This window comes from Aeromonas sp. 602396, from assembly GCF_049173735.1.
Lineage (GTDB): Bacteria > Pseudomonadota > Gammaproteobacteria > Enterobacterales > Aeromonadaceae > Aeromonas > Aeromonas veronii_A.
On record NZ_JAAKSD010000005.1, the window covers coordinates 114,438 to 134,551 of the forward strand.

Consider the following 20,114-nt stretch of genomic DNA (forward strand, 5'->3'; position numbering starts at 1 on the left):
TGCTCCTACCAGTCGCGCCAGCTACCAGGCACCAGATTGATGCTCTGAAACGCAGCTCCATTTTCGATATTGCTCAACACCGCCTGATCATACTTGGCATCAAAGGTGCCGTTAGCCGTTTTGCCCAGTTGATAGTTGGCCACCACGGCACCGTTGACGATAGCCCCCCCCTTCAAGCTGATATCAGTAGTCGCCGTAGCAGGCGTGGATGAATAGGCAAACACCAGCCCATAGAGGGTAGCGCTCCCATTGACCATCAGATTGCCATTGCGAACGATGAGTACCACGGGCGCAGCAACCGAGCCGATAGACCCACCCGGTTTGCAGTCTCCATCGACGATAATCAGGCCGCTTGAGGCGGTCGAGAGCGAGTCGCAATTATTCAACCGATGTACTGCTCGTGACTCCAGATTGGCCCACCCCGTAGCGTCATCATTCTCGTTAAACAGATACCAGACCAGGTCTGTGGGGAATGCCGTATCATTATCTTTGATGTCCGACTGCTTATCACCCTTCTGGCTAATGTAGGTACTACACCCGCCGCTGTAGTCTCCCTGGTGGCAAGTCTGACCAGAACCATTGGTCAAATCCACATTGCCATTCGTCCAGACAGATAACGGAACCCCTGGCCCCCCACCGTTAGGGTTGGCCACCACAGTGAAGTTGCCGGATACTGCCATACCACCGGCAACTGTCAGGGGGGCTGCGGGAGTGCCGGCCAACACGCTTATCTTGATGGCCTTCACCTCAACCTCTGCATTGGCGGTACTGTCCACCAGGGTTGCCATAGTGCGCACTTTAACCGGAACTACGTTCGCCCCACCGACAATCACGGTCGGTTCATCCAGAGCCCACAGGGTATAATTGCCAGCCGAAACAGTGATAGATATACCGCTACTGGGGGTGCGCCAAGCTGCATCCTGCGCAAGCCGTCCGACCCCATCCGAGAGACCCAGCTCGGCCAGTGCCAACGCCTGCCGGTACTGTACTTCATTAAGACTGACACGACGGTCAGCAACCATCAGCTTGCCCACCAGCAAAGAGATGCCAAGCAGGATCACAATAAGCAGCAGCGTAATAGTGAATGTGGTAAAGCCAAGATAACGTTTCATGGCATCAATACCCGTCGTTACGCAGCTTGATATCACGCTGCAAGGTGAGTTTAAGTGCACTATTTGCCTTTAACTGACCCGATATGGCCAAGCGCACCGTTCTCGCGCCAGCCGACGCACTGCTTCCAAGCAGCGAAAAAGTGAGGTCAGTCACCTCAATGGTGTCATCGGTACTGAGTAAATTCCCCGTGCTGCAACTGGTACCGAGCTGCACCCCTTTGTCGGTACTGTCGTAGCTGTAAATAAAGATCTCATTGGCACCGAGGGTTCCATTGTTATCATCATCGTATTTCAGCCGGATACAGCGATAAATCTTGGAACCAGTGATCGTCTCATTCATCAGGTCGCTGCCAGTATCAAAATAGAAGGGGGATCTGGAGCCTGATGCAGCATTGAGAAACACAGTAGCTCCCTGATCGTAACCAGTTCGCTGTACATCACGGGCAATCATGTCCGTGATACTTTGCAGCTCCTGATTTAGACGACTTACCTGCATCGATGTTTGATTGGCCTTGAGAATAGTGGCGAACAAGGATGTTACGGCTGCGACCAAAAACAGACCTGCGACCATGGCCACCATTAACTCGACGATGTTAAAGCCTCGTGCCAGACCTAATCGCATGGAGAGCTCCCCGTGACTGGCTCGGTTCTCACTCGCCCATTTGTGGCAATAATAACCCTGTGCTCAGAGGTCCCGTTCTTCAGACAAATAGAACCATTGCCCAAACCGCCACTGCCGTGAAGATCTTTGAATGAGCCTCTACGGTTATTGATTTCAAGAGCATTTTCAGAACCGGATAATTCATAGTTTGTCGTCAGAGTAATGCCGTTAAACTCGCTGGCATCAACGCCCTTGCGACCTTCAATAACAGAACATGAATCCGAGCAGCTATTACATGCCGAATCAAGAACGATGCGATAGCACCAATTGGCCTGCCCCGCATTGAATATCTTGAAGATTATCGGCTTATTACGTTTGATAGCCTCAGACTTGAGCAGCATGATATCCGTGTAAACGGCTTGGGTAGCCGCCTTGACCATCTGCTCCTGGCGCAATGACTGATAACTGGGGATGGCTACGGTTAGCAGCAGGGCGACCAGAGCCATGGCGATCATCAATTCAATCATGGTAAAACCGGCTGAGCGCCCCTCTGCGAATTCCATTGGCTAAAGACTCCTTTCTTTTCGCACATGCCAGTAGAGTATGATGTCAGTACTATCCTATAGTATCTATCTGTTTAACGAACCCTGCCGCGCCCATGAGAATCAAACAATCCGGAATCACCCTGCTGGAATTGATGGTGGTCGTTGCCATCGTTGCCATCATTGCCGCTGTCGCCTACCCGAGCTTTACTGACGGTCTGCGTAAATCTCGTCGAGCCGATGCCATCAAGGGCTTGCTGACCATGCAGCTCAAACAAGAAGAATTTCGCATCTCCAATGCCAGTTACAGCAGTGCGATAGCCAGTGTGGGCAACCCAACCAGCGATTACTACACCTTTAGCATTTCTGGCGCCAGCGCCACCGCCTACACACTAGTGGCCACCAGCAAGGGGGCCCAGGTCGGCGACAAGGCCGGCAATACGGCCTGTGATACCCTGACTATCAACAAGGCCGACATCAAGACGCCTGCCGAGTGCTGGAACTGAACGCTACCAGCATTCGGTGGCTGTCATGGTGGCTCGTGATACCCCCTGCAGTCCGCTCTGATCGAGAGTCAACAATCCACAGGGATCGCCATTCATCACACCTGTCGGAATGGCGGTCAGGGTATAACGGGCCCCACTGGCATTGAGCGCTACATTGTAATACGCAGCCCCCCCATCCCTCGGCAGGGTCGCCAAGCCGGCAGAGGCTAGGTTACCGGCGTCGTAATTGCCATTGGCAGTAAACTCCCGCTCCAGATATTGCGCCGCTTCCAGCAACACTGCCTTGGCTTCGGCCCGCTTGGCAGCCGCCATGTAGTTGTTGTAACTGGGATACGCGATCGCGGCCAGAATGGCGACCACTGCGACCACTATCATCAACTCAATCAGGGTAAAACCACGTTCCATGCCAACCTCTACTCCAGTTGCAACCAGGACTGGCGGCCACCCAGATCGCCTGCCCCCTCTTCCAGCGTGACCGAGATATTTCCGCTGGAGCCGCTGATATATTTGCGCTCCATCTCGGCATCTTCCACTACGCTTGGCGTCGTGGTGAGCTCATCAAATTGCTTGCCGCTGACCGGCACCTTGATGTCATTACCAGAATCATCCTTGATCGCGACGTAGTCATCATCGTTGACAGCCCCGTCGCCGTTAACGTCGAACACCGAGTAGGTGAGTCTGGCCCCCGAGATGGGATCCAGCTCCATCAACCAAGAGCGGCCACCAAAGTCACAGGCATCCGCCGACGGGATCAAGGTATTGAAGATCAGTCGCTTATGCCGATAGAGCATCTCGGAGACGGCCCGCTCACCGACCCCCTTGCTCAAGCTTGGCGATTTCAATAGCAGATACCAACCCTTTTGGCTGGTGTAATTGACATTCCGGTTGGAGACAACCCTCACGTTGAACTTGATAGTGGTGCCGTTGGCCACAAACTCATGGGTGATGATCTGCTGCAACAGCTGGCTACTGAGCACGGTAGCCCCCGTATCCCAGATACCGTACACCGCTTCCAGCCTCGGCGTGGCGGGAACCAGTTTGTCATCATTGGTAAAATAACTGCCAGTCCCCATCATCACCATAACCCCCCCTTTAGGGTGCCGAATAGCCAAAGGACGCATGGTGATCGGCTGACGCGTACCGGCACTGCAGCTGCCATTACAGGCCTGGAACAGCGGCTTGGGCTTGTTGCCCGTTTTCAAAGCACTTCCCCACTGGGCACTGTTTCTGTCAGTCAGATCGAATTTCCACAGATTGCCGTGCAGGTCACCGGCATAGACATAGTCGACAACCCTGTCCCCGTCTTGATCTACCGGCAAGGGGGAAGATAGACCGTTGGGCTCGCTGGAAGACCCTACCTCGGTATCAATCTCTTTGATGATGGCGCCAGTCGCCAGATCCAGCACAAAAAGCCTCGCAGTCTGACTGGTGCTGTTGTAACCATTCGCAACCAGAGCAACCCATTTGTTGTCGGCTTTGACACGTACCAGAGTGGGTGCCGCCAGTGCAACCCCCATTTCGCTATCGGTGAACTCCCACAGCATCTTGTCGGCGGTGAAGTTATCCGGGGCCGTCACATCGATGGCAAATACCGCCTTGCCACCGGCACCGGTGGATCCCAGCAAGATGCTCTTCCAGCGACTGCCCAGATAGGCATCGCCCACCTTGGGCGTCCCATCCACATAGTAGCGATGGCTGTAATTCGGTCTGGTCAACTGATTCAGCTCGCCCAGCAGGCTGGACGGGATATAGGCCAGTCGCTCGACACCGTCGGCGACTCGAAATCCGTGCAGCATACCGTCATTGGCACCGACATAGAGCATGGGTGGGCGCCGTGTAATCGCCGTCGAGCTTAGAAAAGCTTGGTAACCCTCCCGCTCGGTCTGGGTCAGACCGGCTGCACTGCTGTAACCGTAATCACGCTTGCCCACGTAGACGGGATCAGAATTGATGATGTCGCCGAGCAGATCACTACGATTACGAAACGCACCACCATTGCGCTGCTCACCACTGCGATCACCGCGCAGATAGGCGACACGGCTTTCTCCCTGGTTGTCACCAGCGACATTGAATAGAGCCCGGTTGGTCACATTCAGCGTATCCCAACGAAAGGGGATGCCGACACCATCTTGCCGGGTGAAGATATTGCGTGCCGAAGGCTCGGGGATCAAGGTAGCGGCATCCCAAGCGATCTCCCCAAGGGTGCCATCGCTGTTCAGCGGGATCGAGACCAGTTGCCCCGACCAGTCGCCGCTGTTGTAGCGGGCCTGGTAGATGTGGGTATTGCTGTCCAGCCGGGTTGCGTTGGCGGTCACTGAACTGGCTGAGCTGTTACGGGCGGCAATCTGTGCCAGCGTACTGCTCAGGGCTGCGGCGAAGGTATCCGGATCCGCCGCGCTGAAAAAGCTCCCCTTGCTGTTGACAGCCGCATGCCACAGATCGTCGATCTTGAACTCATCGGAATCATAAGGATTCGGCCAACTGCCCGGGATACCGTTGGCAGGATTGAGCGACCCGTTGACCCCGAGTCCGACGGTAAAGTTGACCAGATGCTGCCAGTTGGCAGGATCCGCCGTGCTGGCCGGCACCTTGTCGGCCAAATCGGCACGCAGGTCGGTTTTCCAGTATTTGAAGGCCACGTCCGCCAAGGTGTTCTTGATGCCATCCAGGTCCTGATCGCCGACCGAGGGCGAATCCCCGTTCCAGTAACCATCAGTCATCAGGATGTTGTAGCTCTGGCGGCAAGTCAGATGAGGAAGCGTGCTGCCGGCACGGGCAGACCAAGGGCCATTATTGTCACTGCGGGAAAAATACTCCCCAACCTCTTTCAGACCGGTACGCAGCGGTGTCCCCTTCGCCAAAATATCGCGGCCATACAGTTCATTGAAAAATGCGCTTCTGTCGGTACCCGAAAAAGGGGTGACACCACGAATAACACTATCCTTGGCATTGATGGTGGCAAAGCCGACCCGAATTCCCTCTCCCTGACTGGCAAAAGCTCGTCCCACGCCTGCCCGAGCAGCCAAAATCCGCGAGCGGTAATAGGTATACCAGTTGGCAAAATTCTGGATCTCTTCGTCATAGCTACAAACGGGAGCGTTTTTGCAGTCACTGCGATTGGAACGGTCACCATATGTTTTGCCAGACTGAATTTCCACTCGGGTATAGCTGTTTGCCAGCTTCACATTACCGCTACCCTTATAGTCGAAATAGACAGCCGGCCAGAAACTCTCGTCACGGTTGAAATAATAAGGAGAAAAATCAGTGTAATAGATGGCCCACCAAGCCCGATTAGTTTCAGTCAGGTTGCGACAACCGGCCGCCGTCTTCATAGGGTTGTGAGGGGCACAGGTCACTTTGGCATTGGCCATCAAGGAGCCATCCGCATTGGCCCAGGGACGATAGGTCAGCTGCGGGTTGTAATAGAGCTTGTTGTTATGGCTGGAGCGCACGTAGGCATTGCGGGCGTTGTCGCTGGCAAAGGTGATCGTATAGTTGTCGTAATCATCACTCCCGTAGACTTGGCTAGCGCGTGGATAGACATAACGCGCATCGTTCTCGATCAAGGACTCGGGCATGATCTCGAAATGCATCGAGCCTGAATCATCCAGGGTAAACATGATATTGGGATCGGCCCGGGTGCCGAGATAGAGGGGAACCTGGGCAATATCGAGCGCCGCCTGTGCCGAAGCACAGCAGAGCATCACTGAAAGGCCAAAACCAAGTTTGCCCATACACCGCCTCCTAGCGACTATAGGTCGATTGCAACAGCACCCGGCTCTCGTCAGAGAGACCAAATCCCCTTGCAGTAATACGATATAGACGACGCTCACTGATGGGCTCATCGACTGCCAGATCCTCGCTCCCCCCCTGGGTATAGGGCAACCGTTCGATAAAGTATTCGGGAGCGCGCCCCGCCAGACCACTGTTGGTATAGGTACGCCAGGCGGTCGAAGGGGAGGCAGGATCCACCGCGGTGTCGATAAATTCATACAGGCCCGCGCTGTTGTCATAGGGACCCGAGTTGCCAGCCTCGATATAGCGCTCGGCAGCGCGCAGGCCCGCTTCTGCCGCCTGCAATGCCTGCAGTGCCTCTTTCTGGTTACCCGCCATCTTCTCTTGCAACTGCGCCCCACGCATGCTGGCCATACCCAGCAGGCTCACCATGACCAGAAAAATCAGGCTGATCACCAGCGCCATCCCCTGCTGTCGATCCATCATGACTGGGCTCCTCAAGGTAGCCGATTGCGCAGCGCAACTGTGGTTTCGGCGACCCAGTACCAGTTGCGATCGGTCGCCCGGAAGGTGGTTCCGGCAAAGCTAAGGGCCTGCGGAGACGACACCACATTGCCTTGGTTACTGCGCATAAGAAGCTGTACTCCAATCCCCAGTACATTGTTCCAGTTTGGATTGCTGGCGGCGCTCACATAGCGATCTGCCGCCCGATCCCGGTTCTGATCCTCGCCGAATGTAAGTTGCATATTGGCCACCCCTTCGATAAGGGGCATACCTGCAGCCACCCCGTTCTTGCGATAAAGCGCATAGGGGCTGCTGGCTGAGGGGCGGGCGATATAGTAGAGACGGGTTTCCACCCTGTTCACGACCGAGCCAAGACCAAACCGCTCCTCGGGTGGGCTGCTGGCCCCCCCCCAGGAACTGCTGGCATTGCCTGGCGTATATTTGTTGTCATTGGAGTGGACGATATTGACCTCACGCCCCCCTGCCACGCCCTGTACTTTGGTGACCTGAAATATTCTGGCCTTCTGACAGTCGGAGACCATGACGATATCTCCCTCGCACAGATCGCTATAACCCTGTGCGCCGGAACCACAATAGTCGGCCTTGCTGGATAGCTGCTGCACAAACAGCTGGGCGGCACTGTTATGATTATCACGACTGAGCGGAACCCCAACCCCAACCGGCCCCTGAACCAACAGGATATCGCTACCCGGCATGGGTCTGGGCTCGGAACCGCTGAACAGAGCAGACAGCTCGGCTGGCAAAGTGGACGTCACATTGTCGTAACCACGCAAAAAGGTGGTGAAGTTGTAGGGCAGTGCCGTACTGTTATTGAGGGTATTGGTGATATTGGCCCCCTGTTTGCTGAGACACCCCTGATAGCCCACCATACGCAGCTCTTTTTGCAGCAGATTGGTGGCAAATCCGCTATCTTCCCGCACCCGGGCAATGGCCTCGCCAGTGAGATAGGTTTTGTGATTGCCGAGAAACACCTGAATCATGACCCCCACCGTTATCAGCGAGAGCACCAGGGCGATCATCACCTCGACCAAGCCGATCCCGTGCTGGTGTAGCGGCAAACCGCTCCTGCTCATAGGTCCGTCCTCAGGATCATGCTGCGCGACGCTGGATCAGTCGACAGCCGACTGCTATCCCACTGAATAGTGATGGTGGCCCTTCCGGCACTGACCGATACGGCGCCATCGCCACCTGGTAGCTCGGCTACGACCCGCTTCCAGTGTTGCAGATCCTGAACCGCCATAGAGCTACCCGAGACAGTTTCGCCCAAGTCGATATTGTATTGCCCGTTCAGAGCCGCACTGCGATTGGCCCGCATCATGTCGTTGATCATGTATGCATACTGGGTCGCCTCGGTACGCGTCAGCGCCGACTGGTTACTCTTGAGAGCCTGCAGTTGCAGAGTCGCCATGCCCAGAATACCGATGGAGAGCACCAGTACCGAGATCATGATTTCAAGCAGTGACAAACCCCGTTCTCGCATCATGGGCAGCTAGCCTCGGTAATGGAAGGGCGACCAGCCACTGTGATGTTGATATCACGGGAGGGCTCATTTCGACACTCATCAGGACGCAGGGAAAATACCCGTGCCAACGGAGTGCGGCCATCAAGAAAACCCTCGCTATTAAAACGCAGCAGGGAGGTATTGCTGCTCAATACCCCGCCCCCCATGTCGGGAAAGCCTCGCAACAACTCACCATTATCCAGTATGCCGTTACCGTTGCCATCGACCCAGATCTGCCAGCCAGCCTCCCAGTGATGCTGGGTCAGGTTATCGGCAGAGGCGGAGAGGGTCACTACCGTGTTGCGGCGAATGGCTTCTGAGCGGGCAAGGTTGATGGCCGCAACAAAGTTGTTAGCCTGAGTATTGAGAGAAATAGTGCGCAGCAAAGCGTTGAAGGAAGGAACCCCCAACGTGAGTAACAAAGAAACGAGCGCTATGGTGACCATAAGCTCGATAAGGCTAAAACCTGAACGCAAAAACATCCTGTTTCGCTCTGATTTGTTCCAGGAGGACAGACACACTCCATGTGTGCTAAGCCAGAGTAAGGGCTTGCTGGCAGTCTATGCCGGGCACTTGGTGTTTCAATCCCGGCAATGCAAAAGTTCGAGCTGCATCATCAATTTTCGCTGCAATCTGGTTGCGAACATGAAAATAGGACTCGTTAGAGCCAAAAAAAACAAAGCCACCTCAACGAGGTGGCTCTGGCAATAAACCGACATCCAGCGAGATGAGAGGGATCAGAGGATCCGCAGCTCTGGCGGCACTTCAAACACCACGTTCTCTTCACGGCCAGGATGCTCGGCGACCACCTTGCCTCCCAGCTCCCGCAAGCGGGCAATCACGGACTGCACCAGCACCTCGGGGGCGGATGCGCCGGCAGTGACGCCTATCGCCTTCACCCCTTCCAGCCAGCTCGCCTCAATCATCGACGCATCGTCGATAAGATAGGCTCTGGCGCCCACCTTTTCGGCCAGCTCGCGCAGACGGTTGGAATTGGAGGAGTTACGAGACCCCACCACCAGCATGGCGTCCACCAGCCCTGCCATCTCCCGCACCGCATCCTGACGGTTCTGGGTGGCGTAGCAGATATCGTCCTTGCGCGGCCCCTGGATCTTGGGGAAGTGCTTGCGCAACGCATCGATGACGTCAGAGGTCTCATCCACGCTCAGGGTGGTCTGGGTGACAAAGCAGAGGTCATCCGGGTTCTTCACCTTGAGCTTGGCCACATCTTCAGGCGTCTCCACCAGATACATGCCGCCTTCGCGATTCTCGTACTGCCCCATGGTCCCGATCACCTCGGGGTGACCGGCGTGGCCGATGAGCACAGCCTCGGAGCCCTTGCGGCTGGCGCGATGAACCTCCATGTGCACCTTGGTCACCAGCGGACAGGTGGCATCGAATACCTTGAGGGCGCGGGATTTGGCCATCTCGCGCACTGTCTTGGCCACGCCATGGGCAGAGAAGATGACGATGCTGTCATCCGGCACCTCGTCCAGCTCCTCGACGAAGACTGCGCCCGCCTCTTTCAGCTTGTTCACCACATACCGGTTATGCACCACTTCGTGGCGGACATAGATGGGGGCCCCGAACTTCTCCAGCGCGCTCTCGACAATGCTGATGGCGCGATCGACACCGGCGCAAAAACCGCGAGGGTTAGCGAGCAGAATATCCATTAATGCACCTTCTCCTCATCATCAACGCCCAGGATCTCCACCTCGAAGGTAACGGTATGACCAGCCAGCGGATGGTTGAAATCGACCGTCACCGACATTCCTGCTACCGCCCGGATGATGCCCGGCAGCTCGCTGCCATTGGGCTGATCGAACAGGATGATGGTGCCGACTTTTGGCTCCACTTCGGCGCCAAACTTGGCACGGTCGAGATGGTAGATATTGTCGGGATTGGAGAGACCAAAGGCCTCTTCCGGCGCCAGAGTAAAACTCTTGCTCTCCCCTTCGCACAGGCCCAGCAGACACTGCTCGAAGGTGGGGGTCAGGCTGCCATCGCCCATCCGCAGGCGGGCAGGTTTGCCGTGCAGCGCCGTGCTGTCGGCAACCGAGCCATCTTCCAGCTTGATGGAGAAGTGGAACAGCACGCTGCTGTTAGCGGTGATCTGCTGGCTCATGCCTGCTCCTTTTTCTCACCACGGAAACCGTCCAGCACGATCATGGCGGCCCCGATAAAGATAAAGCTGTCGGCCAGATTGAATGCCGGCCAGTGCGCACGCTGCCAGTAGAAGTCGAGAAAATCGACCACATGGCCCAGCACCAGTCGATCAAAGACGTTGCCGAGGGCGCCGCCGATGATGAGTGAATAGGCGATACCGCTCCAACGCTGGGTCACCGACTGCTTGCGCAGCCAGTGGATCAGCAATCCACAGATGGCAAAAGCCAGCACCGCGAAGAACCAGCGCTGCCAGCCCCCCTGATCAGCCAGAAAGCTGAATGCGGCGCCCTTGTTGTAGACGTGAACCAGATTGAAGAAGGGGGTGATCTCCACCCCCGGGTAACCAAATGGCAGCAACTTGACCACGGCGAGCTTGCTCGCCTGGTCCAGTACAAAGGCCAGCACTGCCAGCCACAGCCAACGCAGGCCGCTTTTATGTTGAGTCATGTTCATCAGGCAAATTGACGAGTTTCGCCGTCACCCTCAACGTTGGTCACACAGCGACCACAGATCTCTTCGTGACCCGCGATGGCGCCCACATCTTCGACATGGTGCCAGCAGCGGTCGCACTTGGCGGCGGCAGACTGGGCCACGCTCAGCCACAGGTCATCACGCTCGGTCGCCACAGAGCCTTCCGGCGCAGTGTCAGCCACGACCACCTTGGCTTTGGAGGTGAGCAGCACGAAGCGCAGCTCATCGGCCAGGTCATTCAGGCGTGCAGCCAGCTCCGGCTTGGCGAACAGGGTCAGTTCGGCCTGCAGGGAGCCGCCGATACGCTTCTCGCCACGGGCCACTTCCAGCGCCTTGTTCACTTCACCACGCACGGTGAGGATCTCGGCCCAGAAATCGTCGTTGAGGGTTTCACCCGCTTCCAGCCCGAACAGGCCGTCGTACCACTCTTCGGTGAAGACGAACTCGCCGCGCTCACCCGGCAGCAGGGCCCAGATTTCATCAGCGGTGAAGCTCATGATCGGCGCCATCCAGCGCACCATGGCCTCGGCGATGTGATAGAGGGCGGTCTGGCAGGAGCGACGGGCCAGGCTGTCGGCCTTGGCGGTGTACTGGCGATCCTTGATGACATCCAGATAGAAGGAGCCCATCTCGATGGAGCAGAACTGCATCAGCTTCTGGGTTACACCGTGGAAGTTGTACTCGTCGAATGCAGCCATGATCTCGGCCTGTACCGCTTTGGCACGACCCACAGCCCAGCGATCCACCACTACCATGTCGGCAGGTGCCACCATGTCGGTCGCCGGATTGAAGCCGTTCAGGTTGGCCAGCAGGAAGCGGGCAGTGTTGCGAATACGACGATAAGCATCGGCAGAGCGCTTGAGGATCTCGTCGGAGACAGTCATCTCGCCGGTGTAGTCAGTGCTCGCTACCCACAGACGCAGGATGTCGGCACCCAGCTTGTTCATCACGTCCTGCGGGCTGACCACGTTGCCGATGGATTTGGACATCTTGCGACCCTGACCATCCACAGTGAAACCGTGAGTCAGCACCTGGTTGTACGGGGCCTTGTCTTTCATCGCCACACCGATCATCAGGGAGGACATGAACCAGCCACGGTGCTGGTCAGAACCTTCCAGATACATGTCGGCCGGCTTGCCGTTGAACTCGGGACGGGCATCAACCACGGAAGCGTGGGTAGAACCGGAGTCAAACCAGACATCCAGAGTGTCAGGCACCTTGTCGTACATGTCGGCATCGGCACCCAGCAGCTCGGCCTTGTCCAGATCCCACCATGCCTGAATGCCGGACTGCTCGACCCGCTTGGCTACTTCGTGCATCAGGCGCACGGATTCCGGGTGCAATTCCTGGGTCTCTTTGTGGACGAACAGGGAGATGGGCACACCCCAGGTGCGCTGACGGGAGATACACCAGTCAGGACGGTTCTCGACCATCGCCTGAATGCGGTTTTTACCCCAGGCCGGTACCCAGCCGCTCTGGCCTTGCTGGGCAATACCGTCCTTCTCGATGCGCTCGATCTCTTCCAGCGCGCGCTTGCGCAGACCCTTCTGCTCCATGCTGATGAACCACTGCGGGGTGGCACGGAAGATGATCGGGGTCTTGTGACGCCAGCAGTGCGGATAGGAGTGGTTGAACACTTTGTGGTGCAGCAGGGCGCCGCGTTCGGTCAGCACCTCGATCACGGAGGCATTGGCCTTAAACACATGCTGACCGGCAAACAGTTCGGTATCGGGCAGGTAAACACCGTTGCTGCCAACCGGGTTGGCCACTTCCAGACCGTACTTCTGACCGACCACGAAGTCTTCCTGACCGTGGCCAGGGGCGGTGTGTACGGCACCGGTACCGGCATCCAGGGTGACGTGGTCACCCAGTACCACCGGCACGTCGAAGCTGTAGAAGGGGTGGTTGAAGCGCAGCAACTCGAGCGCGGCACCCTTGGCGTAGCCCAGATTGTGGAACTTCTCGATACCGGCGCGATCCATCACATCCTTGACCAGCTCGGCGGCCAGGATCAGACGCTCGGGATGCTCACCTTCAACCTGCACCAGTGCGTAGTCCAGATCGGCGTGCATGGCGATGGCGCGGTTGGCTGGCAGGGTCCACGGAGTAGTGGTCCAGATCACCGCAGAGATCGGGCCCTTGCCGGTGTGGCCTTCGGCGCAATCAAACTTGGCGGCAACGCCCGCCTCATCAACGGCCTTGAAGCGCACATCGATGGAGGGGGAGTTCTTGTCGTAGTACTCCACTTCGGCTTCAGCCAGCGCTGAGCCACAATCAGTACACCAGTGCACCGGCTTGGAGCCTTTGTGCAGGTGGCCGTTTTCAACGATCTTGGCCATGGAGCGGATGATGTTGGCTTCGGTGCCAAAATCCATGGTCAGGTAGGGGTGTTCCCAGTCACCCAGCACACCCAGACGGATGAAGTCGGTCTTCTGCGCTTCGATCTGGGTCTTGGCATATTTGCGGCACTCGGCACGGAATTCGGCAGCGGAAACCTTCTCGCCCGGCTTGCCGACCATGCCTTCTACTTTCAGTTCGATAGGCAGACCGTGGCAATCCCAACCCGGCACATAGGGGGAATCGAAACCGGAGAGGCCCTTGGACTTGATGATGATGTCTTTGAGGATCTTGTTGACCGAGTGACCGATGTGAATGTTGCCGTTCGCATAGGGGGGGCCATCGTGCAGAATGAAAGAAGGCTTGCCCGCTTTGGCGCGGCGAATAGCGCCGTAGAGATCCTGATCGTACCAACGTTTCAGCATGTTGGGTTCGCGCTTGGCCAGATCGCCACGCATCGGAAACTCGGTTTCCGGAAGATTCAGGGTGTGTTTATAGTCGCTCATCAGTCCTGGGTTCCCTTCTTTTCTAAAAGAGTGCTGGGTAAATTGAATTGTGGCAGCCCGAACCAGGCTCGGGCCGCCAGGGCATCTCGTTCGATCTGCTCTTTCAAGGCAGTGAAAGAGGCAAACTTCTGCTCTTCGCGCAGCTTGTGGCGAAGCAGCACCTTGACCTGCTGACCATATAGATCACCAGAAAAATCAAATAGATGTACTTCCAATCTGGCTTGTGTACCGCTCAAGGTCGGCCGTACACCCACATTGGCTACACCGGGGAAGGTCTTGCCGGAACATATCACTTCCACCGCAAACACGCCACCGACCGGGATCACCTGACGCTTGAGGGCCAGATTGGCAGTGGGAAAACCTATGGTGCGCCCTAGCTTGTCGCCGTGGGCCACCCGGCCGCTGATGGTGTAGGGGCGGCCAAGCATCAGCTCCACCTCCGCCATCCGGCCCGCCTTAAGGGCTTCACGCACCAGGGTGCTGCTGACCCGCTGCCGTTCGAGCTGGAAGCTCTGGGTGCTGATCACCTCGAAACCGAAGCGATGGCCCGCCTCCTCCAGCAGGTGGAAATCCCCTTCCCGCCCCTTGCCGAAGCGAAAATCATCGCCGACCACCAGATAGCGCACCCCGAGCTTCTCCACCAGCAACTGCTCGATGAAGGTCGAAGCCGCCTGCTCGGCGAAGCGGTGGCTGAAGCGCACGCAGAGCATGCGATCGATATCCAGCCCCTGCAGCGCTTCGTACTTTTCCCGCAACCGGCTCAGCCGGGCGGGCGCCGCCGTGCCGGCAAACAGCTCCAGCGGCTGCGGTTCAAACAGCATGACGCAGGCGGGCAATCCCAGCTGGGCCGCTTTCTCCTTGAGACGTGCCAATACCGCATGGTGACCCTGATGAACCCCATCAAAGTTGCCAATGGTTAATACACATCCCCGGTGACGGGGCTTGAGATTGTGAATGCCGCGAATAAGCTCCATCAGTGCCTTGTGCGTTGCTGCCATGGAAATCGGCGGATTATATATCAGGCAGCAGGCAGGGTCAGCCCTCATAGCCTGATTTCAACTATCCGGGCCCAATCCCGAGCCTCGTGGTCCCATGAGGCACTATCCCCATGGCGCCGCAGGATCACGACTACTGCTGCCCCGATTTAAGATGACGCGGCCGAATGCCCAGCAGTAGCAACACCACCGCGTAGACCCCGGCCCCCAGCGACAGCAGCATGGTCAGCTGCAAACTGGCCTTGCCCATGCTCCATGTGCCCCACTGGGCCAGATCCGGCGACAGGTAGGCGAGCACGCCTCCCATCAGCACGCTGGCGACCAGCAGCTTGAGGCAGAACACGCCGGTATGGCGGGAGGGGCGATAGACGCTCTGCTGGTACAACCCCTTGAACAGCAAGGCCGCATTCAGAGTGCCCGAGCAAGCGGTCGAGAGCGCCAGGCCAACATAACCGAGCGGATAGATGAAGAGGAGGTTGCAGACCATGTTGGCAATCATCGACATCACCCCAATCCGCACCGGCGTCTTGGTGTCCTGACGGGCGTAGTAACCGGGTGCCAACACCTTGATCAGCATCAGGGAAAGCAGACCGGTGGTGGAGGCCAGCAGGCTGGCGCTCGACATGCTCACTTCATGCAGGCCAAACTCGCCGCGCATAAATAGCACCCGCAGAATCGGCTCGCGCATCACCGCAATGCCTATCATTGCGGGCAGGCCGAGCAGCATCACCATCCGCACCCCCCAATCCATGGTGCGGGAGAAGTCGGCCGGATCGGCATCCACATGCTTTTTCGCCAGCGCAGGCAGGATCACCGTACTGATGGCCACCGCAAACAGACCGAGGGGGAACTCCAGCAGGCGATCCGAGTAGTAGAGGTAACTGATGGCACCGGTCGCCAGGAAGGAGGCGAGCATGGTGTTGACCAGCAGGTTGATCTGACTGACCGATACCCCGAACAGGGCCGGGATCATCAGGGTGCGGATCTTCACCACCCCGGGGTGATGCCATCCCCACTTGGGCCACACCAACATGTTGATTTGGCGCAAAAAGGGGTACTGGAACAGAAACTGCACCAAACCGCCCAAAAAGACACCAATCGCCAGCGAGATCTCAGGTTTGTCCATCAGCGGCGCAATCCACCAGGCCGCCGCAATCATGGTGATGTTGAGAAACACTGGCGTAAACGACGAGACCGCAAAGCGGCCGAAGGTGTTGAGGATGGCCCCCGCCATGGCGGTAAAGGTGATAAACCAGAGGTAAGGGAAGGTGATTTTGAGCATCAGACTGGCGAGCTCGAACTTCTCGGCCGCAGGGCCGCCATGCAGCCAGTCCCAGAACCAGCCCCAGCCAAACAGCGCGGTCAGTACACCCGAACCGAGCACACCGAGCAGGGTGACCACAGTCACTATGCCCCCCAGCGTGCCCGCAACCGCCGCCAGCAATTCACGCACTTCCCTCTCGTCGCCATTTTTCTTGTACTCCGTCATCACGGGAACAAAGGCCTGGTTGAAGGCACCTTCGGCGAACAGGCGACGCAGAAAGTTGGGAATGCGATTGGCAAAAAAGAAGACGTCGGCGGCCACCCCGGCACCGAGCAGATTTGCGATGACCACATCGCGAACCAAGCCCATTACACGGGATGCCAGCGTCATTCCGGACACTATCATGCCGGATTTGATCAATTTCTTACTCAAGACGAGGCCTCTGGAACTGTCAGAATGAAAAGAATGCTGCTAGAATCGGCCGACAGTTTAACCGTCTCCCTACTGACACACCACCGGGAGGCGGTGTTTATTTGCACAAATCATTTGACAATATGTGGTTGGAAGGGCATATTTCCGGGCCTTTTCAATACACTCGCTAAGACAGTTTTAGGAGTTTTACCTTGGCTAACATCAAATCTGCTAAGAAGCGCGCTCTTCAGTCAGAAAAACGCCGTCAGCACAACGCCAGCCGTCGTTCCATGACCCGTACCTACCTGAAGAAAGTCATTGCTGCTATCGCCTCTGGCGACAAAGCTGCTGCGACTGCCGCTTTCGCTGTTGCTCAGCCGATCATGGATCGTATGGCGACCAAAGGCCTGATCCACAAGAACAAAGCTGCTCGTCACAAGAGCCGCCTGTCTGCCCAGATCAAAGCTATGGCTTAATCAGCTTCTGCTGATCAAAGCTGAAAAAACCGGCCTTAGTGCCGGTTTTTTATTTATCTGCGCTGCAATAAAGTCGATGCAGCAAGCTGATCATTTCACGCACTTCATGGCTGCGCAGCGAATAGTAGACCGTCTGGGCCTCTTTGCGCGTCGTCACCAGCTCATCCCGCCGCAGCAGCGCCAGATGCTGTGACAAGGCCGACTGACTCAATCCCAATCGCTCGTTGAGCTCCCCCACCGACAGTTCGCGCTCCAGCAACCGGCACAGAATAAACAGTCGCCGTTCGTTAGCCAGCGCCTTGAGCAAGGCCACTGCTTTACTCGCATTGGCTTCCATCTCTTCAAGTTGCATCACATCTCTCCTCTACCACTGATCGCCGATGATACGTGGTGACGGGCCGTTTTAAAACGACAGGGTGGCCGGCTGGATGGCGGAGAAGTTCTCCTGGCCGGAAAAGAGAAAGGTAAAATCGCTCTCGCAGACCCGCTTCACCGCCGGATGCTGGATCATTCGCTCGGCGAAGATGACGTAATACTCCTCCATCAGATCCTGAGTTTCCCCGATCAGCATCACCCCCTCCCCCTCAAGGATCTCCTCCCGATAGATGGTGGGAGCCATGAAGATGCCCTGATTGAAGAAGCCAAACGCCTTCATCAAGGCGGCATCATCAAACTCGCCAAGAATGCTGGGAGAAACCCCCTGCTGCTCGAACCACTGGGTCAGCTGACGCCCCATGGCAGTACGGCGACCGGGGATCAGTAGCTTGCGCTCTTCCAGACAGGCGGGAAAGGGCTTTTCAGGCAACGGCGCCTTGCAGAAGAAGCTGACGCCACAGCCGCCCAACCGTTTGGAGAGCAGGCCCGCATGCTGGCTGGAGTCCACCGGACAGTCGGAGAGGATCATATCGAGCTTGTGCTCGCTCAGCTGCTCCAGCAGCAGTTCGTGGGTCGATTCGAAACAGCGCAGATGGATGGAACCATCATTGGGGATGACAGAGAGCAGCACGCGGCTGGCAAGGCGCTTGGAGAGGGCATCGGCGATGCCGACGTCGAACAGGATCTGGCTCTCCTTGCGGTAGTTGACGATATCGAGCATCTCGTAGGAGAGGCTGAACATCTTGTCGGCATAGCGAAACACCAGCTGGCCCAGCTCGGTCGCCTCAAGAGAGCGCCCCTTGCGTTTGAGTAGCTTGCCCCCGAGGCGCTGCTCCAGCAGCTTGATCTGACCGGTGACGGTTTGCGGGGTCAAAAAAAGGGCTTCCGCAGCCTGGGTAACGGAGCCCTTCTTCTGAGTCATCCAGAAATAGTAGAGATGGTTGTAATTAAGGTGTGACATCCGATGGGGTTCCCGCTTGACGCGGACTCCGGTAGCAGCTGAGTTCAACCGCCAGAATGTCATACATGTCGCTAACCGAGTCAACCTTGTTCGCGCCAAACTGCTCCATCAGACTGGCCTTGAGGCGTGCTTTGTCCGGCATTCGGTCAGCGCAATAACGCTTGTTGGAACGCTTGACCATCTCCCCTGCCCGACTGCTCAACGCCCGCTCGGAGAAGGTCTCGCCGAAACGAGCCTTAGCCTGCTTGTCCCCCAACATCAGAGCACTCTCCACCACCCCGTTGAGATAGGCCGAACAGCTGGCCGAACCAGCCTCCTGTCGACACTCTTCAAACCCGCCAGCTAATCCCATAGGACTGACCAAGAAGAGCAGTAACCATGCCTGTTTTCTCATAAACCCTCCGCATTCTGGTCCCCATCACTCTTGGGGAGTGACAATCGCAAGGCCAGATAGCCAACCAGCGCTGCAATGCTGGATCCAACGAGGATCCCGAGGCGCGAGTAGCTGCCGTAATCTAGCCCACCATGCTCAAAGGCCAGTGACGCGATAAACATCGACATGGTGAACCCGATGCCACAGAGGATGCTGACCGCAAAAATCTGCTTGAAGTTGACCCCGGGCGGCAACTGGGCGATGCCCAGCTTGACCGACAGCCAGCTGATGGTGAACACCCCGAGCGGCTTGCCGATAAACAGTCCCAGCATGATCCCCATAGGTACCGGACTCAGCAGGGAGGAGAAACCAATCCCCTCCAGCGATACCCCTGCGTTGGCAAAGGCAAACAGCGGCAGGATCAGATAGGCACTCCAGGGGTGCAGCTGATGCTCCAGATACTTGAGCGGCGAGGCGTAACGCTTGCCGTTAAGCGGAACCATAAAGCCCACCACCACACCCGCCAAGGTCGCATGGACACCAGACTTGAGCACCGCAACCCAGAGCACCAGACCGACCAGCATGTAGAGGCTGATCCTGTCCTCACCACGGCGATTCATCCAAAGCAGGGTGAGGGTTGCCAGAATACCGATGGCCAGCGCCTCCAGCGACAGCTGCTGGGTATAGAAAAGCGCGATGATGATGATAACACCCAAGTCATCCATGATGGCCAGCGCCAACAGGAATACCTTGAGGCTCACCGGCACCCGCTTGCCGAGCAGCGCCATCACCCCGAGGGCAAAGGCGATGTCGGTCGCAGCCGGAATCGCCCAGCCAGCGCGCGCCACTTCGTCCGAGTAGTTGAAAAAGGCATAGATCAATGCCGGAGCCAGCATGCCGCCCACCGCCGCAATAGCCGGAAAAGTCGCTTGCACCCGGGAGGAGAGCGCCCCCTCCAGCATTTCACGCTTCACTTCCAGACCAACCAGCAGGAAGAAGATCGCCATAAAGCCATCGTTGATCCAGAGCAGCAGCGGCTTGTTGATGTCGAGGGCCGCGATGCGCACCTGCACCGGCGTGTCGAGAAACGCCTGATACCCGCCAGCCAGCGCGGTATTGGCTAAAATCATTGCCAGCATGGCAGCCATGATCAGAATAATTCCGGAGGCGGCCTCCAGCTTCAGGAACTTTTTGATTACGTCACTCATGGTTAAATTTTCCACCGTATTGCTTTGGTTTGAGTCTATCCCTTGCAAC

General features: G+C 57.1%; 21 protein-coding genes. 2 read left to right on the forward strand and 19 right to left on the reverse strand.

Translation table 11 applies throughout. The annotated features are described in order from the left end of the window. Nucleotides 1-5: 5 nt before the first annotated feature. The 3 genes from G5229_RS08630 to G5229_RS08640 are packed head-to-tail and all read right to left on the reverse strand — an operon-like array spanning nucleotide 6 to nucleotide 2,276. Nucleotides 6-1,112 (reverse strand): PilX N-terminal domain-containing pilus assembly protein, encoded by a 1,107-nt coding sequence (locus G5229_RS08630; RefSeq protein ID WP_421208960.1) that lies wholly within the window; start codon nucleotides 1,110-1,112, stop codon nucleotides 6-8. A gap of 4 nt (nucleotides 1,113-1,116) precedes the next feature. Continuing rightward, nucleotides 1,117-1,704 carry a PilW family protein gene (locus tag G5229_RS08635; RefSeq protein ID WP_216954532.1) on the reverse strand — a complete coding sequence of 196 codons (588 nt, stop codon included), beginning with the start codon at nucleotides 1,702-1,704 and terminating at the stop codon, nucleotides 1,117-1,119. Between the two features lie 20 nt (nucleotides 1,705-1,724). Continuing rightward, complete coding sequence (locus G5229_RS08640) at nucleotides 1,725-2,276, reverse strand: GspH/FimT family pseudopilin (RefSeq protein ID WP_421208961.1); 552 nt, start codon at nucleotides 2,274-2,276, stop codon at nucleotides 1,725-1,727. A 95-nt stretch (nucleotides 2,277-2,371) separates the two neighbouring features. Between G5229_RS08640 and G5229_RS08645 the strand changes: the two genes are divergently transcribed. Continuing rightward, entirely contained in the window at nucleotides 2,372-2,761 is a 390-nt protein-coding gene (locus G5229_RS08645) for a type IV pilin protein (protein ID WP_100654566.1), read from the forward strand. A 3-nt stretch (nucleotides 2,762-2,764) separates the two neighbouring features. Here the strand turns inward: G5229_RS08645 and tppA are convergent, their stop codons facing one another. The 12 genes from tppA to murJ all read right to left on the reverse strand — a co-directional run bounded on the left by tppA (nucleotide 2,765) and on the right by murJ (nucleotide 16,693). Beyond that, nucleotides 2,765-3,166: a type IVa pilus pseudopilin TppA gene (tppA, locus tag G5229_RS08650; protein ID WP_100654567.1), complete on the reverse strand. Its 402-nt coding sequence runs from the start codon at nucleotides 3,164-3,166 to the stop codon at nucleotides 2,765-2,767. An 8-nt stretch (nucleotides 3,167-3,174) separates the two neighbouring features. Next, entirely contained in the window at nucleotides 3,175-6,495 is a 3,321-nt protein-coding gene (locus G5229_RS08655) for a pilus assembly protein (protein ID WP_421208962.1), read from the reverse strand. Nucleotides 6,496-6,505: 10 nt separating this feature from the next. Further along, a complete protein-coding gene (locus tag G5229_RS08660) occupies nucleotides 6,506-6,982 on the reverse strand; it encodes a pilus assembly PilX family protein (RefSeq protein ID WP_123173790.1) in 477 nt (158 codons plus the stop codon). 11 nt (nucleotides 6,983-6,993) lie between these two features. After that, nucleotides 6,994-8,094, reverse strand: a complete 1,101-nt coding sequence (locus G5229_RS08665) for a PilW family protein (RefSeq protein ID WP_421208963.1) — start codon at nucleotides 8,092-8,094, stop codon at nucleotides 6,994-6,996. Further along, the gene (gene pilV, locus G5229_RS08670) at nucleotides 8,091-8,486 is read right to left on the reverse strand and encodes a type IV pilus modification protein PilV (RefSeq protein WP_272950156.1); all 396 of its coding nucleotides are present in this window, start codon (nucleotides 8,484-8,486) and stop codon (nucleotides 8,091-8,093) included. The genes G5229_RS08665 and pilV overlap by 4 nt, the downstream gene beginning before the upstream one ends. A 14-nt stretch (nucleotides 8,487-8,500) precedes the next feature. Further along, complete coding sequence (tppE, locus tag G5229_RS08675; protein ID WP_100646794.1) at nucleotides 8,501-9,004, reverse strand: type IVa pilus pseudopilin TppE; 504 nt, start codon at nucleotides 9,002-9,004, stop codon at nucleotides 8,501-8,503. A gap of 255 nt (nucleotides 9,005-9,259) precedes the next feature. Then, the gene (gene ispH / locus G5229_RS08680) at nucleotides 9,260-10,195 is read right to left on the reverse strand and encodes a 4-hydroxy-3-methylbut-2-enyl diphosphate reductase (RefSeq protein WP_227341909.1); all 936 of its coding nucleotides are present in this window, start codon (nucleotides 10,193-10,195) and stop codon (nucleotides 9,260-9,262) included. Further along, a complete protein-coding gene (fkpB, locus tag G5229_RS08685; protein WP_005340448.1) occupies nucleotides 10,195-10,647 on the reverse strand; it encodes an FKBP-type peptidyl-prolyl cis-trans isomerase in 453 nt (150 codons plus the stop codon). Before fkpB ends, ispH begins: the two co-directional genes overlap by 1 nt. Beyond that, nucleotides 10,644-11,141: a signal peptidase II gene (gene lspA / locus G5229_RS08690; RefSeq protein WP_005340447.1), complete on the reverse strand. Its 498-nt coding sequence runs from the start codon at nucleotides 11,139-11,141 to the stop codon at nucleotides 10,644-10,646. Before lspA ends, fkpB begins: the two co-directional genes overlap by 4 nt. Further along, nucleotides 11,141-14,002 carry an isoleucine--tRNA ligase gene (gene ileS / locus G5229_RS08695; RefSeq protein ID WP_421208964.1) on the reverse strand — a complete coding sequence of 954 codons (2,862 nt, stop codon included), beginning with the start codon at nucleotides 14,000-14,002 and terminating at the stop codon, nucleotides 11,141-11,143. The genes lspA and ileS overlap by 1 nt, the downstream gene beginning before the upstream one ends. Then, nucleotides 14,002-14,976 (reverse strand): bifunctional riboflavin kinase/FAD synthetase, encoded by a 975-nt coding sequence (gene ribF / locus G5229_RS08700; RefSeq protein ID WP_111901026.1) that lies wholly within the window; start codon nucleotides 14,974-14,976, stop codon nucleotides 14,002-14,004. The genes ileS and ribF overlap by 1 nt, the downstream gene beginning before the upstream one ends. A gap of 154 nt (nucleotides 14,977-15,130) precedes the next feature. Next, nucleotides 15,131-16,693, reverse strand: a complete 1,563-nt coding sequence (gene murJ / locus G5229_RS08705) for a murein biosynthesis integral membrane protein MurJ (protein ID WP_421208965.1) — start codon at nucleotides 16,691-16,693, stop codon at nucleotides 15,131-15,133. Between the two features lie 191 nt (nucleotides 16,694-16,884). On the opposite strand from murJ, the gene rpsT reads away from it, so the two are divergent. Next, on the forward strand, nucleotides 16,885-17,148 hold the full coding sequence (gene rpsT / locus G5229_RS08710; RefSeq protein WP_005308808.1) for a 30S ribosomal protein S20: 264 nt from the start codon (nucleotides 16,885-16,887) through the stop codon (nucleotides 17,146-17,148). A gap of 49 nt (nucleotides 17,149-17,197) precedes the next feature. Here the strand turns inward: rpsT and G5229_RS08715 are convergent, their stop codons facing one another. The 4 genes from G5229_RS08715 to nhaA are packed head-to-tail and all read right to left on the reverse strand — an operon-like array spanning nucleotide 17,198 to nucleotide 20,065. After that, the gene (locus G5229_RS08715; RefSeq protein WP_421208966.1) at nucleotides 17,198-17,500 is read right to left on the reverse strand and encodes an ArsR/SmtB family transcription factor; all 303 of its coding nucleotides are present in this window, start codon (nucleotides 17,498-17,500) and stop codon (nucleotides 17,198-17,200) included. Between the two features lie 51 nt (nucleotides 17,501-17,551). Further along, nucleotides 17,552-18,484: a transcriptional activator NhaR gene (gene nhaR / locus G5229_RS08720; RefSeq protein ID WP_005340434.1), complete on the reverse strand. Its 933-nt coding sequence runs from the start codon at nucleotides 18,482-18,484 to the stop codon at nucleotides 17,552-17,554. Beyond that, complete coding sequence (locus G5229_RS08725) at nucleotides 18,471-18,836, reverse strand: hypothetical protein (RefSeq protein ID WP_216954529.1); 366 nt, start codon at nucleotides 18,834-18,836, stop codon at nucleotides 18,471-18,473. Before G5229_RS08725 ends, nhaR begins: the two co-directional genes overlap by 14 nt. Before the next feature lie 38 nt (nucleotides 18,837-18,874). After that, on the reverse strand, nucleotides 18,875-20,065 hold the full coding sequence (gene nhaA, locus G5229_RS08730) for a Na+/H+ antiporter NhaA (RefSeq protein WP_421208967.1): 1,191 nt from the start codon (nucleotides 20,063-20,065) through the stop codon (nucleotides 18,875-18,877). Between the last annotated feature and the right edge of the window lie 49 nt (nucleotides 20,066-20,114).

Excerpts from the sequence above, each read along its gene's own strand:
- G5229_RS08715 (WP_421208966.1), bottom strand. The coding sequence starts at position 17,500 with ATGCAACTTGAAGAGATGGAAGCCAATGCGAGTAAAGCAGTGGCCTTG.
- fkpB (WP_005340448.1), bottom strand. The coding sequence starts at position 10,647 with ATGAGCCAGCAGATCACCGCTAACAGCAGCGTGCTGTTCCACTTCTCC.
- nhaR (WP_005340434.1), bottom strand. The coding sequence starts at position 18,484 with ATGTCACACCTTAATTACAACCATCTCTACTATTTCTGGATGACTCAG.
- ileS (WP_421208964.1), bottom strand. The coding sequence starts at position 14,002 with ATGAGCGACTATAAACACACCCTGAATCTTCCGGAAACCGAGTTTCCG.
- ispH (WP_227341909.1), bottom strand. The coding sequence starts at position 10,195 with ATGGATATTCTGCTCGCTAACCCTCGCGGTTTTTGCGCCGGTGTCGAT.
- G5229_RS08630 (WP_421208960.1), bottom strand. The coding sequence starts at position 1,112 with ATGAAACGTTATCTTGGCTTTACCACATTCACTATTACGCTGCTGCTT.
- G5229_RS08665 (WP_421208963.1), bottom strand. The coding sequence starts at position 8,094 with ATGAGCAGGAGCGGTTTGCCGCTACACCAGCACGGGATCGGCTTGGTC.
- tppA (WP_100654567.1), bottom strand. The coding sequence starts at position 3,166 with ATGGAACGTGGTTTTACCCTGATTGAGTTGATGATAGTGGTCGCAGTG.
- G5229_RS08655 (WP_421208962.1), bottom strand. The coding sequence starts at position 6,495 with ATGGGCAAACTTGGTTTTGGCCTTTCAGTGATGCTCTGCTGTGCTTCG.
- G5229_RS08660 (WP_123173790.1), bottom strand. The coding sequence starts at position 6,982 with ATGATGGATCGACAGCAGGGGATGGCGCTGGTGATCAGCCTGATTTTT.
- ribF (WP_111901026.1), bottom strand. The coding sequence starts at position 14,976 with ATGGAGCTTATTCGCGGCATTCACAATCTCAAGCCCCGTCACCGGGGA.
- G5229_RS08725 (WP_216954529.1), bottom strand. The coding sequence starts at position 18,836 with ATGGGATTAGCTGGCGGGTTTGAAGAGTGTCGACAGGAGGCTGGTTCG.
- lspA (WP_005340447.1), bottom strand. The coding sequence starts at position 11,141 with ATGAACATGACTCAACATAAAAGCGGCCTGCGTTGGCTGTGGCTGGCA.
- nhaA (WP_421208967.1), bottom strand. The coding sequence starts at position 20,065 with ATGAGTGACGTAATCAAAAAGTTCCTGAAGCTGGAGGCCGCCTCCGGA.
- G5229_RS08640 (WP_421208961.1), bottom strand. The coding sequence starts at position 2,276 with ATGGAATTCGCAGAGGGGCGCTCAGCCGGTTTTACCATGATTGAATTG.
- G5229_RS08645 (WP_100654566.1), top strand. The coding sequence starts at position 2,372 with ATGAGAATCAAACAATCCGGAATCACCCTGCTGGAATTGATGGTGGTC.
- tppE (WP_100646794.1), bottom strand. The coding sequence starts at position 9,004 with ATGTTTTTGCGTTCAGGTTTTAGCCTTATCGAGCTTATGGTCACCATA.